The organism is Vibrio sp. OPT18 (assembly GCF_015163615.1).
Taxonomy (GTDB): domain Bacteria; phylum Pseudomonadota; class Gammaproteobacteria; order Enterobacterales; family Vibrionaceae; genus Vibrio; species Vibrio coralliirubri.
In genome coordinates, this window is record NZ_JADDYK010000028.1 from 170,858 (window position 1) to 185,267 (window position 14,410).

11 protein-coding genes are annotated in these 14,410 nt (G+C 45.2%); 8 read left to right on the forward strand and 3 right to left on the reverse strand.

Features of this window, described 5'->3' with window-relative positions; all coding sequences use genetic code 11:
* Nucleotides 1-37: 37 nt before the first annotated feature.
* The 3 genes from IQQ51_RS05670 to IQQ51_RS05680 all read left to right on the forward strand — a co-directional run bounded on the left by IQQ51_RS05670 (nucleotide 38) and on the right by IQQ51_RS05680 (nucleotide 3,113).
* Nucleotides 38-1,009, forward strand: coding sequence for an ABC transporter ATP-binding protein (locus IQQ51_RS05670; RefSeq protein WP_012603544.1), 972 nt, complete (start codon nucleotides 38-40; stop codon nucleotides 1,007-1,009).
* Nucleotides 1,006-1,992, forward strand: a complete 987-nt coding sequence (oppF, locus tag IQQ51_RS05675) for a murein tripeptide/oligopeptide ABC transporter ATP binding protein OppF (protein ID WP_009848634.1) — start codon at nucleotides 1,006-1,008, stop codon at nucleotides 1,990-1,992. Before IQQ51_RS05670 ends, oppF begins: the two co-directional genes overlap by 4 nt.
* A gap of 182 nt (nucleotides 1,993-2,174) precedes the next feature.
* Nucleotides 2,175-3,113 carry a glutathione S-transferase family protein gene (locus IQQ51_RS05680; protein ID WP_193840565.1) on the forward strand — a complete coding sequence of 313 codons (939 nt, stop codon included), beginning with the start codon at nucleotides 2,175-2,177 and terminating at the stop codon, nucleotides 3,111-3,113.
* An 82-nt stretch (nucleotides 3,114-3,195) separates the two neighbouring features.
* On the opposite strand, the gene pta is transcribed toward IQQ51_RS05680, so the two are convergent.
* Together pta and IQQ51_RS05690 are read right to left on the reverse strand one after the other, a co-directional pair.
* Complete coding sequence (gene pta, locus IQQ51_RS05685; protein ID WP_017069189.1) at nucleotides 3,196-5,361, reverse strand: phosphate acetyltransferase; 2,166 nt, start codon at nucleotides 5,359-5,361, stop codon at nucleotides 3,196-3,198.
* A 146-nt stretch (nucleotides 5,362-5,507) separates the two neighbouring features.
* On the reverse strand, nucleotides 5,508-6,704 hold the full coding sequence (locus tag IQQ51_RS05690) for an acetate kinase (protein WP_017107306.1): 1,197 nt from the start codon (nucleotides 6,702-6,704) through the stop codon (nucleotides 5,508-5,510).
* 341 nt (nucleotides 6,705-7,045) lie between these two features.
* On the opposite strand from IQQ51_RS05690, the gene yfbV reads away from it, so the two are divergent.
* The 4 genes from yfbV (at nucleotide 7,046) to IQQ51_RS05710 (ending at nucleotide 12,462) form a co-directional block, all read left to right on the forward strand.
* Nucleotides 7,046-7,498 (forward strand): terminus macrodomain insulation protein YfbV, encoded by a 453-nt coding sequence (gene yfbV, locus IQQ51_RS05695; protein WP_017062168.1) that lies wholly within the window; start codon nucleotides 7,046-7,048, stop codon nucleotides 7,496-7,498.
* Between the two features lie 302 nt (nucleotides 7,499-7,800).
* Nucleotides 7,801-8,766 (forward strand): ABC transporter substrate-binding protein, encoded by a 966-nt coding sequence (locus tag IQQ51_RS05700; protein ID WP_193840566.1) that lies wholly within the window; start codon nucleotides 7,801-7,803, stop codon nucleotides 8,764-8,766.
* Between the two features lie 190 nt (nucleotides 8,767-8,956).
* Complete coding sequence (gene malZ, locus IQQ51_RS05705) at nucleotides 8,957-10,804, forward strand: maltodextrin glucosidase (protein ID WP_193840567.1); 1,848 nt, start codon at nucleotides 8,957-8,959, stop codon at nucleotides 10,802-10,804.
* A gap of 191 nt (nucleotides 10,805-10,995) precedes the next feature.
* Complete coding sequence (locus tag IQQ51_RS05710) at nucleotides 10,996-12,462, forward strand: GGDEF domain-containing protein (RefSeq protein ID WP_193840568.1); 1,467 nt, start codon at nucleotides 10,996-10,998, stop codon at nucleotides 12,460-12,462.
* A 126-nt stretch (nucleotides 12,463-12,588) separates the two neighbouring features.
* Here IQQ51_RS05710 and dusC read toward each other — a convergent pair whose 3' ends face one another.
* Nucleotides 12,589-13,545, reverse strand: a complete 957-nt coding sequence (gene dusC / locus IQQ51_RS05715; protein WP_017069187.1) for a tRNA dihydrouridine(16) synthase DusC — start codon at nucleotides 13,543-13,545, stop codon at nucleotides 12,589-12,591.
* Between the two features lie 175 nt (nucleotides 13,546-13,720).
* Between dusC and IQQ51_RS05720 the strand changes: the two genes are divergently transcribed.
* Nucleotides 13,721-14,341 (forward strand): SEC-C metal-binding domain-containing protein, encoded by a 621-nt coding sequence (locus tag IQQ51_RS05720; protein ID WP_193840569.1) that lies wholly within the window; start codon nucleotides 13,721-13,723, stop codon nucleotides 14,339-14,341.
* Nucleotides 14,342-14,410 lie beyond the last annotated feature (69 nt).

Below are 14,410 nucleotides of genomic sequence, written 5' to 3' on the forward strand. Positions count from 1 at the left end.
TAGCAATTAAAAGCTATAAAAGATTAAGGAAGCAATAATGAGCTTATTAGATGTCAAAGATCTGCGCGTCGAATTTACCACGCAAGATGGTATCGTAACCGCAGTAAACGACTTGAACTTCTCACTTAACCAAGGCGAAACGCTGGGTATTGTTGGTGAGTCGGGTTCAGGTAAATCACAAACGGTATTTGCACTGATGGGGTTGCTGGCTAAGAACGGCATCATCTCAGGCAGTGCAAAGTTTGAAGGCAATGAAATCCTCAACCTGCCTGAAAAAGCGCTGAACAAGGTTCGTGCTGAACAGATCGCGATGATCTTCCAAGATCCAATGACCTCACTGAACCCTTACATGAAAGTAAGTGATCAGTTGATGGAAGTACTTATGCTGCATAAAGGCATGGGTAAAGCAGAAGCGTTTGAAGAATCAGTACGCATGCTTGAAGCGGTGAAAATCCCTGAAGCTCGTAAACGTATTACCATGTATCCGCATGAATTTTCGGGCGGTATGCGTCAGCGTGTGATGATCGCAATGGCACTGCTGTGTCGTCCTAAATTGCTTATCGCTGATGAACCAACAACTGCACTGGATGTAACCATTCAAGCGCAAATCATGGAATTGCTGAACGAACTTAAAGATGAGTTCAATACGGCAATCATCATGATCACCCATGACTTGGGTGTTGTTGCTGGCTCATGTGACAAAGTACTTGTGATGTACGCGGGTCGTACAATGGAGTACGGCACGGTTGATGAAATCTTCTACGAGCCAAGCCACCCATACGCGGAAGGCCTGCTTAAAGCGATTCCTCGTTTGGATACCGAAGGTGAAATTCTACCGACGATTCCAGGTAACCCACCTAATTTACTTCGCCTACCAACAGGTTGTCCTTACCAAGACCGTTGTCACCGTGTAATGGACCGTTGTAAGCAAGAAGCACCGATTTTGCAGCCATTTGCTAAAGACCGTCAGCGTGCTTGTTTTTCAGATTGGGAGACTTGGACAAAATGAGTAAAGAATTACTATTAGATATTAAAGACCTGAAAGTTCACTTTAGCATTGCGGCTAAGTCTGCTTGGCCTTGGGCAAAACCATCAAACCTTAAAGCGGTTGATGGGGTTGATGTTCACCTTTACGAAGGTGAAACACTAGGCGTAGTAGGTGAGTCTGGTTGTGGTAAATCAACTTTTGCCCGTGCGATTATCGGCTTGGTTGAAGCAACTGAAGGTCAAGTGATGTGGTTAGGTCAAGACCTGACTAAGATGCAGGAAGTGAAGCGTCGTGAGACTCGTAAAGAGATTCAGATGATCTTCCAAGACCCGCTAGCGTCGCTTAACCCACGTATGTCAGTAGGCGATATCATTGCTGAGCCTCTAGAGACGTTCTTCCCTGAACTTTCTAAACAAGAAGTGAAGGACAGAGTTAAAGAGATGATGGCAAAGGTTGGTTTATTACCAAACGTAATCAACCGTTACCCACATGAATTCTCTGGTGGTCAGTGTCAGCGTATTGGTATTGCACGTGCGCTTATCTTGAAACCTAAGATGATCATCTGTGATGAACCTGTTTCTGCACTGGATGTATCTATCCAAGCTCAAGTAGTTAACCTTCTGAAAGAGCTACAGAAAGAACTTGGTTTGTCTTTGGTATTCATCGCGCACGATTTGTCAGTGGTTAAACACATCTCTGACCGTGTATTGGTGATGTACCTAGGTAACGCGGTAGAGCTTGGTGAATCAGATGCCTTATTCTCTGATCCTAAGCACCCGTACACCAAAGCGTTGATGTCTGCGGTTCCGATTCCAGACCCTCGTCTAGAGCGCAACAAAACGATTCAGATGTTGGAAGGTGATTTACCATCGCCAATCAATCCTCCATCAGGTTGTGTGTTCCGTACACGTTGCCCACAAGCAACAGAGGCGTGTGCGCAAACTAAGCCAACTATCCAAGGCGATGACGTACACGCAGTATCTTGCTTGCACGTACAAGTCTAGAGCCTATTTAAACCGGTTCAGCCTGTGACAGGCTTAAGCGCAACTTGTTTATGAGTTGCGCTTTTTTTGTGTCTGAGCAAGCCTCCTTCAAATAATTCGAACAACTAGGCCAACTTCTTCTAGTTTTGAAAAAGTTGGCTTTTTTTATACTAGAGAAAAGCTTGGATGACAGAGGTTTGGATATGGGTAAGTTAGTTGAAGGTGTTTGGCACGACGTGTGGTACGACACCAAAGAAAGCGGTGGTAAGTTCGTTCGTGAAGATGCGGGCTTTCGTCACTGGGTAGAGAACAAACCGGGCGCGCAGTTTCAACCGGAAAGCGGCCGTTACCACTTATATGTATCATTGGCTTGCCCTTGGGCGCACCGAACCCTTATCTTCCGCGAGCTGAAAGACCTAACCGATCACATTGACGTGACAGTCGTTTGCCCAGACATGATGAGTGAAGGTTGGCAAATGGGGTTACCTGAACCTCTGTTTGGTCATACCCGAATGCACCAAATCTACACTCAAGCCAAACCGGATTACTCGGGCAGAGTAACGGTACCTGTGTTGTGGGATAAGAAAACCAACACCATTGTGAGTAACGAGTCGTCTGAAATCATTCGTATGTTTAACTCAGAGTTTAACGAGCTAACAGGCAACACCGATGATTACTACCCTTGGGAGTTGTCCAAGAAGATTGATGAGTGGAATGATTATATCTACCCAACCATCAACAACGGCGTTTATCGCACTGGCTTTGCGACAACACAAGAAGCGTACGAAGAAGCGTATGACGCCTTGTTTGAAGCCTTAGACAAAGTAGACGCTCACCTTAGCGAACATCGCTATTTAGCGGGTAGCGAGATTACAGAAGCGGATTGGCGGTTGTTTACGACCTTGGTTCGATTCGATGCAGTGTATGTGGGTCACTTCAAGTGTAACAAGCAGCGAATAGCGGACTACGCAAATATTCAGGGTTATCTAAAAGAGCTGTATCAGATCGAAAGCATCAAAGAGACGACCGATTTCTATCATATCAAGCGTCACTACTACTACAGCCACACTGGTATCAATCCGACTCAAGTGGTACCCAAAGGGCCAGAGCTAGACTTAGAATCGCCACATGGCCGAGGCTAGGGTTACCAGTCAGTTCCTTTACTCCAGACATAAAAAAACCCTAGATAAACATCTAGGGTTTTTGCTTTCTACTAAAGAAAAATTAGTTAATTACTTTTTCTTCAGCTTGAGCAGCTTGGTCTGCTTGGATAGCCGTTAGAGCTACTGTGTAAACGATGTCGTCTACTAGAGCGCCACGAGACAAGTCATTTACTGGCTTGCGCATCCCTTGAAGCATTGGACCGATAGATACTAGGTCTGCTGAACGCTGTACAGCTTTGTAAGTCGTGTTACCCGTGTTTAGATCTGGGAATACGAATACTGTCGCTTTACCTGCAACTGGAGAGTTAGGCGCTTTAGAAGCGGCTACGTTTTCCATGATTGCTGCATCGTACTGTAGAGGACCGTCGATCACTAGATCAGGACGTTTCTCTTGAGCAAGTTTCGTTGCTTCACGTACTTTATCTACGTCTGCACCTTTACCAGATTCACCAGTAGAGTAAGAGATCATAGCAACGCGTGGGTCGATACCGAATGCCGCAGCAGAATCTGCAGATTGGATAGCGATTTCAGCAAGCTGTTCAGCTGTTGGATCTGGGTTGATCGCACAGTCACCGTATACAAGAACTTGATCAGGCAGAAGCATGAAGAAGATTGAAGATACGATAGAGGCATCAGGAGCAGTCTTGATGATCTGGAACGGAGGAACGATTGTGTTCGCCGTTGTGTGAACAGCACCAGAAACTAGGCCGTCAACTTCGCCAGCTTCAAGCATCATAGTACCTAGGAATACTGAATCTTCTAGCTTCTCGCGAGCAACAACTTCAGTCATACCTTTAGCGCCACGAAGTTCTACTAGACGAGCTACGTAGTTTTCGCGAACTGATGCAGAATCGATGATCTCAACGCCAGCGCCAAGCTCAACACCTTGCTGCGCTGCAACGCGACGGATTTCTTCAGGGTTACCTAGAAGTACACACGTTGCGATACCGCGCTCAGCACAGATAGCCGCAGCTTTAACTGTACGTGGCTCATCACCTTCAGGAAGAACGATGCGCTTAGCCGCTTTACGAGCAAATTCAGTTAGCTGGTAACGGAATGCTGGTGGGCTTAGACGACGGATGCCTTGAGTACCTTCAGATAGAGAATCAATCCAAGGGCCATCAATGTGGCTTGCAACGTGATCGTTAACGAACTCGATACGCTCTTTATCGTCTGCAGGAACTTCTAGGTTGAAGCTCTGTAGGTTTAGAGACGTCTGCCAAGTGTTACCTTGAGCCTTGAAGATCGGTAGACCTGAAGCGAATGCTGGTGCACAAAGGTTAGCAATGCTTTCTGGAATGTCGTAACCGCCAGTAAGCAGGATTGCGCCAATCTCAACACCGTTTTTCGCAGCAAGAGCCGCAGCAACGATAACGTCAGGACGGTCTGCAGAAGTTACTAGCAGTGAACCTGGTTTGAAGTGCTCAATCATGTGCGGTAGAGAGCGTGCACAGAAAGTGATGCTCTTAATACGACGAGTTGAGATTTCACCTTCATTAACGATTTCAGCGTTAAGGTGCTTAGCCATATCAACCGCACGAGTTGCGATTAGGTCGATGCTCCAAGGCACGCAGCCAAGAACACGGATAGGGCTAGAGTTGAAGATTTGCATTACTTCAAGGTTCGCTTGCTGAGCGCTGTCTGCATCATCAAAGATTTCAGATAGGTCAGGGCGAGTACGGCCAGCTTCATCAACAGGAGCGTTAAGCTTGTTGATGATTACGCCTTTGATGTTTTTGTTCTTAGTACCGCCGAAGTTAGAACATGCTACTTCGATACGCTCTTTAAGTTGCGTAGGGTTGTCAGTACCAGGAGTCGCAACGAATACGATCTCCGCGCCAAGTGTTTTAGCGATTTCCGCGTTCACTTGGTTAGCAAATGGGTGCTTACGAGTAGGTACTAGACCTTCGATTAGCGTTACTTCTGCGTCTTTGTTGATTTTGTTGTATTGCTCAACAACAGACTCAAGAAGCTCGTCCATTTTTTCGCTACCGATCAAAGCTTCAGCTTTAGTCATTGCGATTGGCTCACCAATCTTAATGTCGCTGTTTGCGCTGATGATAGTAGACGTTAGATCTGGTTGGTTACCACCGCTGCGAGGCTGAGCGATTGGCTTGTAGAAAGAAACACTTACGCCCTTACGCTCCATAGCGCGAAGAACACCCATGCTAACACTAGTAAGACCAACACCAGCGCTTGTAGGGATAAGCATAATAGTACGTGACATTGACGAACACCTTTGACTATTGGAAATAAAAAAGCTCAACTGCTATTCCCACCGATATTTAAATTGGGGTAGGAATAGAAGTTGAGCCCCATTTTCTTGATATGAAAAACTGACTAGCTTCGAGTGAAGCTAGTCAGGAAAATCAATTAAAGACCTGCTAGTTTCGCAGTGTCTTCAGCAATTACTAGCTCTTCGTTAGTAGAGATAACCATTGCAGGGATACGGCTGTTAGCTGTAGTGATAGTACCTTCGCCTCCGAAACGAGCTTTAAGGTTAGCTTCACCGTCAACTTCGATACCGAAGATGCCTAGGCGGTTAAGAACCATTTCACGGATTGGGCCTGAGTTCTCGCCGATGCCGCCAGTGAAAGTGATTGCGTCTAGACGACCTTCTAGAGTTGCAGTGTAACCAGCAACGTACTTAGCTAGACGGTGACAGAACACGTCCATTGCACGAGTTGCTTCTTCTTTCTCACCGTAGTTGTCTTCAACGAAACGACAGTCAGAAGTCACTTCAGTTAGACCAGCAAGACCAGACTCTTTAGTTAGCATGTTGTTGATTTCTTCAACAGAGTAACCAAGAGCGTCGTGTAGGTGGAAGATGATCGCAGGATCTAGGTCACCACAACGAGTACCCATTACAAGACCTTCAAGAGGAGTAAGACCCATAGAAGTATCTACAGATTGACCGTTCTTGATTGCACAAACAGAAGCGCCGTTACCTAGGTGACAGTTGATGATGTTAACTTCTTCAACTGGCTTGTTTAGTAGGCCTGCAACTTCGCGAGTGATGAATAGGTGAGAAGTACCGTGCATGCCGTAACGACGAATGCCGTGCTCTTTGTACAGGTTGTACGGTAGAGCGTATAGGTAAGACTCAGAAGGCATTGTTTGGTGGAACGCAGTGTCAAAAACAGCAACGTTTTGTAGACCAGGGAAGTTCTGTTGAGCCGCTTCGATACCGATAAGGTGAGCTGGGTTGTGAAGAGGTGCGAAAGTCGCAGCGTCTTGAATACCCTTAAGAACTTCATCAGTGATAAGTGCAGAAGAAGTGAACTGCTCGCCACCGTGTACGATACGGTGACCGATAGCGCCAAGGTTAGCTTTAAGCTCAGGCTTAGAAGCAAGAATAGTTTCTACCATGAAAGATAGTGCTTCTACGTGAGCTGCGCCCGCGCCTAGTTGTGCTTCATGCTTGCCATCAAGTTTCCACTTCATACGAGCTTCTGGAAGACCTAGACACTCAGCAAGACCAGTTAGGTGCTCTGCACCAGTTTCTGCATCAACAACAGCGAATTTAAGAGAAGAACTACCACAGTTTAAAACTAAAACTAGCTTAGACATTAATGACTACCTGTTTATTTTTCTGATCGAAATCAGTTAAGGATGAAAATTAATCTCAAGAATAGACGAAGCACATAGGCTTGCGTACTAACCTTGGTCAAAAAAACGTTAATTTCCGTATAAAGTGAAAGCGCTCTTTATCAAAAAGAGGCTTGTGCATTCCTTGCAGAAGTCTTCTCAAAGTTGCTTAAATTGTAAATAAGGGCAACAATGAGATTGAGGTCTGCAAATAATAGCGATATTGTGCAAATATAACAAAAAAATTTGAAAGAATATTATTTTTCGTCAAATTTTTGTGTTTTTAGTTGATGGTTTCAACTTTTTTTTAATGGGAGACTCATATGAGCAATAGAGTTGGTTTAGCTAGTAGTTTAAAAGATGGCCAAAAGTACATGGATCTCTGGCCCGTCCGAAAAGAGTTAAACGCGATCTTCCCAGAACAGCGCATTATTAAAGCGACCCGTTTTGGCGTGAAAGTGATGCCTGCGATTGCCGCTATCAGTGTTCTTACACAAATGGTCTTTAATAATTACCAAGCGATGCCACAGGCTGTGGTTATGGCTTTGTTTGCAATCAGCTTGCCGCTTCAAGGTATGTGGTGGTTGGGCAATCGCTCAAATACACAACTTCCGCCAGCGCTAGTATCGTGGTACCGCGAACTGCATGAAAAGATCACTGAAACGGGTTTTGCGTTAGAGCCTATGAAGCCGCGCCCTCGCTATAAAGAATTGGCAATCATTTTAAATCGTGCCTTTCGTCAGTTAGATAAATCCTCAATGGAGCGTTGGTTCTAAAGAATCCCAGCTCTCCCTCTTGTCTGAGAACAGCTATTCATCATCTATAGATTGTTCTCAGATTTGCTCCTCTCCTTGTTACCTCGCTTGCTTTCCGTTTAGCTTACCTGTCCTTATTCACTTGGTTTCTTACCTTCCTCCGAAGTCAATATAACCTTTCTCACATAACTCGAGCCTTGTTGTATTTTTGTTAAATATCACTTCAAGTTATCAATGGTTACTGGTAATAATGTCAATAGTGATTTTGATGTTGTTCTCTTTGAGCGAGTAATGACGGGTAGAGCTTGACTCAGGGAGCGATAATGAGTTCTGTAAGAAAGGTATTGGCAGCGGTTTTAAGCTGCTTGATGTTGTTATGGGCTGGGAATGCAATGGCAAACGTTGCCAAAGTGTCGGTTTCACAAGTTGTCGACCATCCAGATTTGAATGCGACACGTTTAGGGCTTCTTGAAGGATTGAGAGCCAAGGGTTATGAACCCGGTAAGAACTTAGAATTCTCCTATGAAATGGCGAATGGTAACCCGGCTCAGGCAGCCAAGATTGCCAGAGAGCTCGTCAGTGAAAATCCCCATGTATTGGTAGGCATCGCGACACCGACGTCACAAGCCTTAGTGTCGGCGACTCGATCTATTCCTATCGTGTTTACCGCGGTAACCGATCCTATCGGCGCTAGGCTGGTCAAACAGCTAGAAAAGCCGGGCCGAAATGTCACGGGTCTTTCTGATCTCTCTCCAATCATTCAACATGTCTCTTTGATCAAAGAGCTTCTTCCTAAGGCAAGTTCAATCGGTGTGGTTTATAACCCTGCTGAAGCGAATGCCGTTGCGTTAGTTGGGTTATTGAGAAAGGCGACCCGAGATTTCGGTTATACACTTCACACGGAAAAAGCGTTGACCGTTGACGATGTCGAAGCAAAAGCAGAATCCATTGCTAAGAAGTCTGATGTTATCTATGCCTTGACCGATAATACGGTTGCAAGCGGCATGGAGGGGTTGATAGACGCTGCAAACCAAGCTGGCACTCCTGTGGTTGCAGGAGCAACGTCTTATGTCGGGAAGGGAGCGATTGCTGGTTTAGGTCTAGATTATTATGATGTTGGGGTTCAGACCGCGGATTATGTCGCAGCCATTCTGGAAGGACAGAAGCCCGGGAAGTTGAGTGTCAAAACTGCGCAGAGTTCTCAGCTGGTGGTCAACCTAGATGCTGCACGTGAGCTTGGCGTGACAGTGCCTCAGTCTGTGATTGATCGTGCGGTCATTAGCCGCTGATGGCGCAATTCCAAATTTGATATCCCTTTCTCAAATGGGTGACTCAATTGATCATTTTGAGAGAAATCGACTTACTGTATACAAAGTGGATCTACAAAACGTGATCTACTTTAACGGATGTTATTTTTCTCATTGTGGTCAATGAAATTTTTCATATCTTAAGCAAATTGAACATTGCTCGAGAACCGCTATGAAACCATTTATCTTTCATGCTCAAACTTCTGATTACTTCCACGAAAACGATGGCGTATTGACCGTAACATTATTGTCTGAACGCAATGACTGGAATAAGGTTCAGTTGAGGCATGAGCCAGATAATGAAGAGTATCTGCTCGATATGACAAAGGTGGGTACACAAGGCCGGTTGACGCTTTGGCAGGTCTCTTTTCCTGTTAATACCGACAGAAGTGTTACGCACTATGCGTTCAAGCTTGTCGATTCAAAGGGGCAATACTGGCTGGATGCGAAAGGCGTTCACAGCCGTGTTTCGAGTCGCGAATTTCACTTTAAATTTAATAGCCAACATCAGCCACCAGAGTGGGTGTCAGAGCAAGTCTTCTATCAAATCTTCCCTGAACGTTTTTGTAACGGAAACCCGAGCATTAGTGTCAAAGCTGGGGAATATCGCCTAAAAGAAAACACCTTAGATGTTGTGGTGAAAGAGTGGGGCGACTCTGTAGAAGGACACAATGGAACGGGGGCTGCAGAGTTCTTCGGTGGTGACCTCGCAGGCATTCATAGCAAGTTAGATTATCTACAAGCTCTAGGCATCACCGCGCTGTATCTCAATCCAATTTTTCAGTCGCCTAGTAATCATAAATACGACACAACGGATTACTACAACATCGACTCGCATTTTGGAACCAATGACGAGTTCGCTGCACTTTCAGAGGGCATCCACAAGCGTGATATGAGAGTCGTTCTGGATGCTGTGTTTAACCACACCTCTGTCGAGCACCCTTGGTTCGATAAGCTGAAAGTGACAGGCTCGGGTGCCTATGACCACCCAGGCTCGGCATTTCACGACTACTACTTTTTCGACCCTGACAACCCTCTGCAATATGTCGGTTGGAAAGGGATCAGTTCGCTTCCAGTCTTAAACTTTTCTAACGCTTCCGTACGAGATTACATATATCAGTCGCCAGACTCTGTGATAAAGCATTGGTTGAAAGCGCCTTATAATGTCGATGGTTGGCGCTTCGATGTGATTCACATGTTAGGCGAGGGTGAGGGCGCTTATAACAATGCGCATTATGTAGAGGCATTTCGGAATTCAGCGAAAGCAGAGAACCCTGAGACCTACATCTTGGGAGAGCATTTCTTTGAGGCCACATCATGGCTACAGGGCGCACAAGAAGATGGGTCTATGAACTATTATGGCTTCGCTCACCCAGTTCGTGCGCTGTTGGCGAAACAAGACATCGCGTACGAGCCGATTGACATTGATATGTTCGCTTTCTCTGATTGGTTAGCTGAAGCGAGAGCGAAGGTTCCTTGGTTGAATCAGTTATCGCAACTGAATCAACTGGATAGCCATGATACGGCTCGCTTACTGACGCTGTTAGGGGGCGACCAAGCTAAGCAAAAGCTGGCTTTGACGTTACTGTTTACCTATGTTGGAACTCCGTGTTTATACTACGGAACAGAAGTCGGTTTAGAAGGGGGACAAGACCCAGATAACCGCAGGTGCTTCCCATGGGGAGAGGAAGAGTCTTCGTCTTGGTTCCCATTCCATCAAGCGTTGATAAAACTGAGAACAGAACGTCGCAGCTTACAAAGTGGTGCGTACCTCGAGTTGTATTGTGACGCTGAGACGTTAGTGTTCGCCCGCAGCCTCAACGGTGAAAAAACACTGGTTGTTCTCAACCTATCCCAAGACGAAAAGGTATTGTCTTTGCCTGTGTGGATGCTTGGACAAGAGCAAGGAGAGTTGGTTAATTTGCAAGCCAAGGAGAAGAGCTTGCCGATTGCTAACGGTGCCGTTGATATTCTTGTTCCAGCGATGCAAGCAAAGATTTTTGATGTGGTAAATCGTTGAATTTTAAAATGACTTAAATAATCTCATCTAGCCCTGCTTAATGCAGGGTTAGTTTTATAAAAGGAATTGTCTGTTCAATACTTAGGCTCGATTCATATCAATTTACACTCTTTTACCTCGAGGAAAATAGCAATTAATGTAATAATATTAATGGGGTAAATGAAAATAGCTGAACGCTAAGAGCACATTATATGAAAGTAAATAGGCACTTTAGCCTAACCTTTGTCTTCGGGTTTCCCGCTGTGATCGCCGCAATGTTACTTGGCCTAATAGGAAAGAATCATTTTGATTTGGTGAAGAAAGACATCAGCAGCGAATTCCAACGTATTGAAGAGGTGTTCAAACGAACCACAAAGGTGGTGACAGCGCTAGACTACAGCTTCTCCAACTACTACAAATCAGGGAACCCTCTCTTTCTTGATCACAACAAACAAGTTGTGGATGGCCTTTGTCAAATTTGGCCGATCGACGTGTTACTTCTCGCTGATGGTAAAACCTCAGATATCCCTTCTGTCGATATCGACTATATGTTGGTCGGCGAAGAGTCCCTTTGTTCCGAAACCAGTGACAGCTACAAAAGTGCATCTGAGAAGATTGCTCTTGCGCCAATTCTTTCATTCTTATCCCAACTTGATGAGTTCCATAACGGTGTGCACTTTATTGATACGCGTGGTTATGTGATCTCTTCGCCTGAAGGGTTTGCTAAGAAACTGAGCAAGGAATTGCTTTCAACCATAAAAAGTCGTCCCTATTGGCAAAAAACAGCCAACAATCCAGAACAATTAACACTAACTGGCCCTGCTTATCTATTTGAGTCTCTAGATCGAATGATCAGTATGACGATCCCAGTGTTCCACCAAGGTGTGCATCAAGGGATGCTTTCGGTTGATATTGATGCTGACAAGCTGCTTGCAAACTCTAATGAACATCTTGCAGGTCGGATTGATATCATTGATACCACTTTAGCGACCCCGGTAGATTCTGCGGCTTTTTATCACGAGATCAAACTGGATGGTGTCGCGTCTCACCATGCGATGTATTACGAGTTAGACATCGCGAAAGAGGTTGAGCACTTTTTCGTCTACGAGAAAGACAGCCTTATTGTTGCCATCATTGTGTATCTGTTCTCTGTAACCATCTTCTTCTACGTCAATTCCAATATTGAACGTGGTTACTTCAAAGATCTCGCAGCCAAAGACCCTATGACAGGGTTATTGAATCGTCGCGGCTTAGAAGCGTTCTGGCGCAGCGTAGAGCACGATCAACTGTTTGCCTTAACCGTCTTCGATATCGATGATTTTAAGTCAATTAACGACACCTACGGCCACGATAAGGGGGATGATGTGATTCGTTATATGTCGCGTCAGATCAGCAACAGTATTCGAAGCAGTGACGTTGCAGCACGGTTTGGCGGTGAAGAGTTTGTCGTTTACATGAAAGGCGAAGATCGTGAAACTCTGATGAGAACATTAGAGCGAGTGAAGAATGCGATTTGTTCCACTTCAGCTGACATTATTCCAAATGGATTTACGGTATCTGGTGGTGTCTGCATTGTAGAAACAGAGCAAAGTAAGCTTAACTTCGAAGAGATATTTAAGTACGCCGATGAAAAGCTGTACGTGGTCAAGACGACGGGTAAAGACCGTCTTGAATTTTAACTACGTTATTGAATCGATGCTTTGTATGAAAATGAAAAAGGGAAGAGCGAACGTGTCTACCAAGCAAAGCTTATTTGCACCGGTAAACACGTTTGTATCGTTAGGGGCTTAACCCTAAACATAATCTTAAACAGGTTGGCGGCGTTCTTCTTGATAACGCTGAAGGCGTTCTACAATCGGCGGCGCCTTCTTGAAAGTACGAATTTCTTTAAACAGTTCGTTTGCTTCAGGGTAGCCTTTACTTAGATAAACAAACCACTGCTTCACTCTATTGGGGTAGTACATGCCTTTGTCCCCTTTAATTTGAAACTCTGAATAGCGCAGCAAAAGTTCAATGACTTTATCCCACGGCATTTTCTGGTGGTTGTGCTTAACGACGTTACCAAGGTTTGGAATATTGAAAGCACCACGGCAGACCATCAATGAATCGACGCCTGTTGCTTCTATGCAATCTTGACCATCTTGATAGTTCCAGATTTCCCCATTAGCAATCAACGGTAGAGACGTTTTTTCTCTTATTTGATTGATGAAATCCCATTTGATTTCGCTGGCTTTATAGCCGCCAACTTTGGTTCTTGCATGCACGGTCAGTTCGTCAGCTTTTGCTTGTTCGATGGCATCGACGATTTCAAAGCACTCTTCCGGATGCTCCCAACCTAATCGAATCTTTGCGGATACAGGAATGTGTGCAGGTACTGCTTCTCGACAGGCATTCACCACTTGATAGATGAGCTCTGGTTCTTTTAGCAGTGACGCACCACCATTACTTTTGTTGACCGCCTTTGCTGGGCAACCAAAATTAAGGTCAATTCCTTTAGCGCCTAAGCTAGCAGCTTGAAAAGCATTCTCGGCCATCCAATTTGGGTGTTGACCTAAAAGCTGGAGATGGATTGGCACACCAGCCATGGTCTGAGAGCCTTGATGTAGCTCAGGGCAAATACGGTGGAACACATGCGGGGGAAGAAGTTGATCCACGACGCGCACAAACTCTGTCACACAGAGATCGTAATCATTAATCTCTGTGAGAATTTCACGCATTAGGTGGTCTAGAACGCCCTCCATAGGGCCAAGTATTACGCGCATGCTGCTTTACCGAAACTGAGTGAACCGAAAAATTCGAGGCGTGATTGTACGGTGTGCTTACAGGATTGTCACTATGAGTGTAGTGTATGTCTTAATGATGGTTTCGTCTCTTAATAGCGACATCTTGGGGAGGATGGCGTTATAATATCGAAAATGCCCAATATCCAGAGCTTTCATGACATATCAATTATTAAGCCTACCAGAATCAATCACTGACATTACTCCGCAGTTTATGGAAGGTGCAATCCTTGCCTCCAACTTAGCGACCAAACCACTTGATCCAGAAGAGTGGCTGGCTATCGTTGCGCCTGAAGCGGGTAAAAAGCTGGTCACAGCGGTGACAGAACAGATTAATCGCCAACACAATCTGATTCAGCGTAATGAATATCTACTGACAGACGTACTGGCTGAAGGTGACTTTAACGAACAGTTCGCCGATTTTTCTGAAGGCTTCATGATGGTTTGGCCAACAGTGGAAGAGCAGTGGCAGAGCGTGACAGTCGCGGATGGCACTCTACGCATGTTGCAAGCGCTTCTAACAACCTTGATGCTTGCGATTGATGAAGAGCAAACTCAGCAGCAAATGATCGCTGCAGGACTTACTAACCCGCCATCGCTTGCCGATTTAGTGGGTCAAGTCGATCTGATGATCTCAGAAGTGGCAATGGCAGCGGATGAAGCTATGTTGGGCAATAAGTCCCAGAGCGTGAACCCGTTTAAAGACATTGGTCGAAACGACCTTTGCCCTTGTGAAAGCGGCAAGAAGTTTAAACAATGCTGCGGTAAAAACAGCTAGTCACGGCTTGTTGAGCAACTTAGCTTGAGTGAGTAACAGACTTTCTTAAGTGATAAAAAGTTTAAGTAA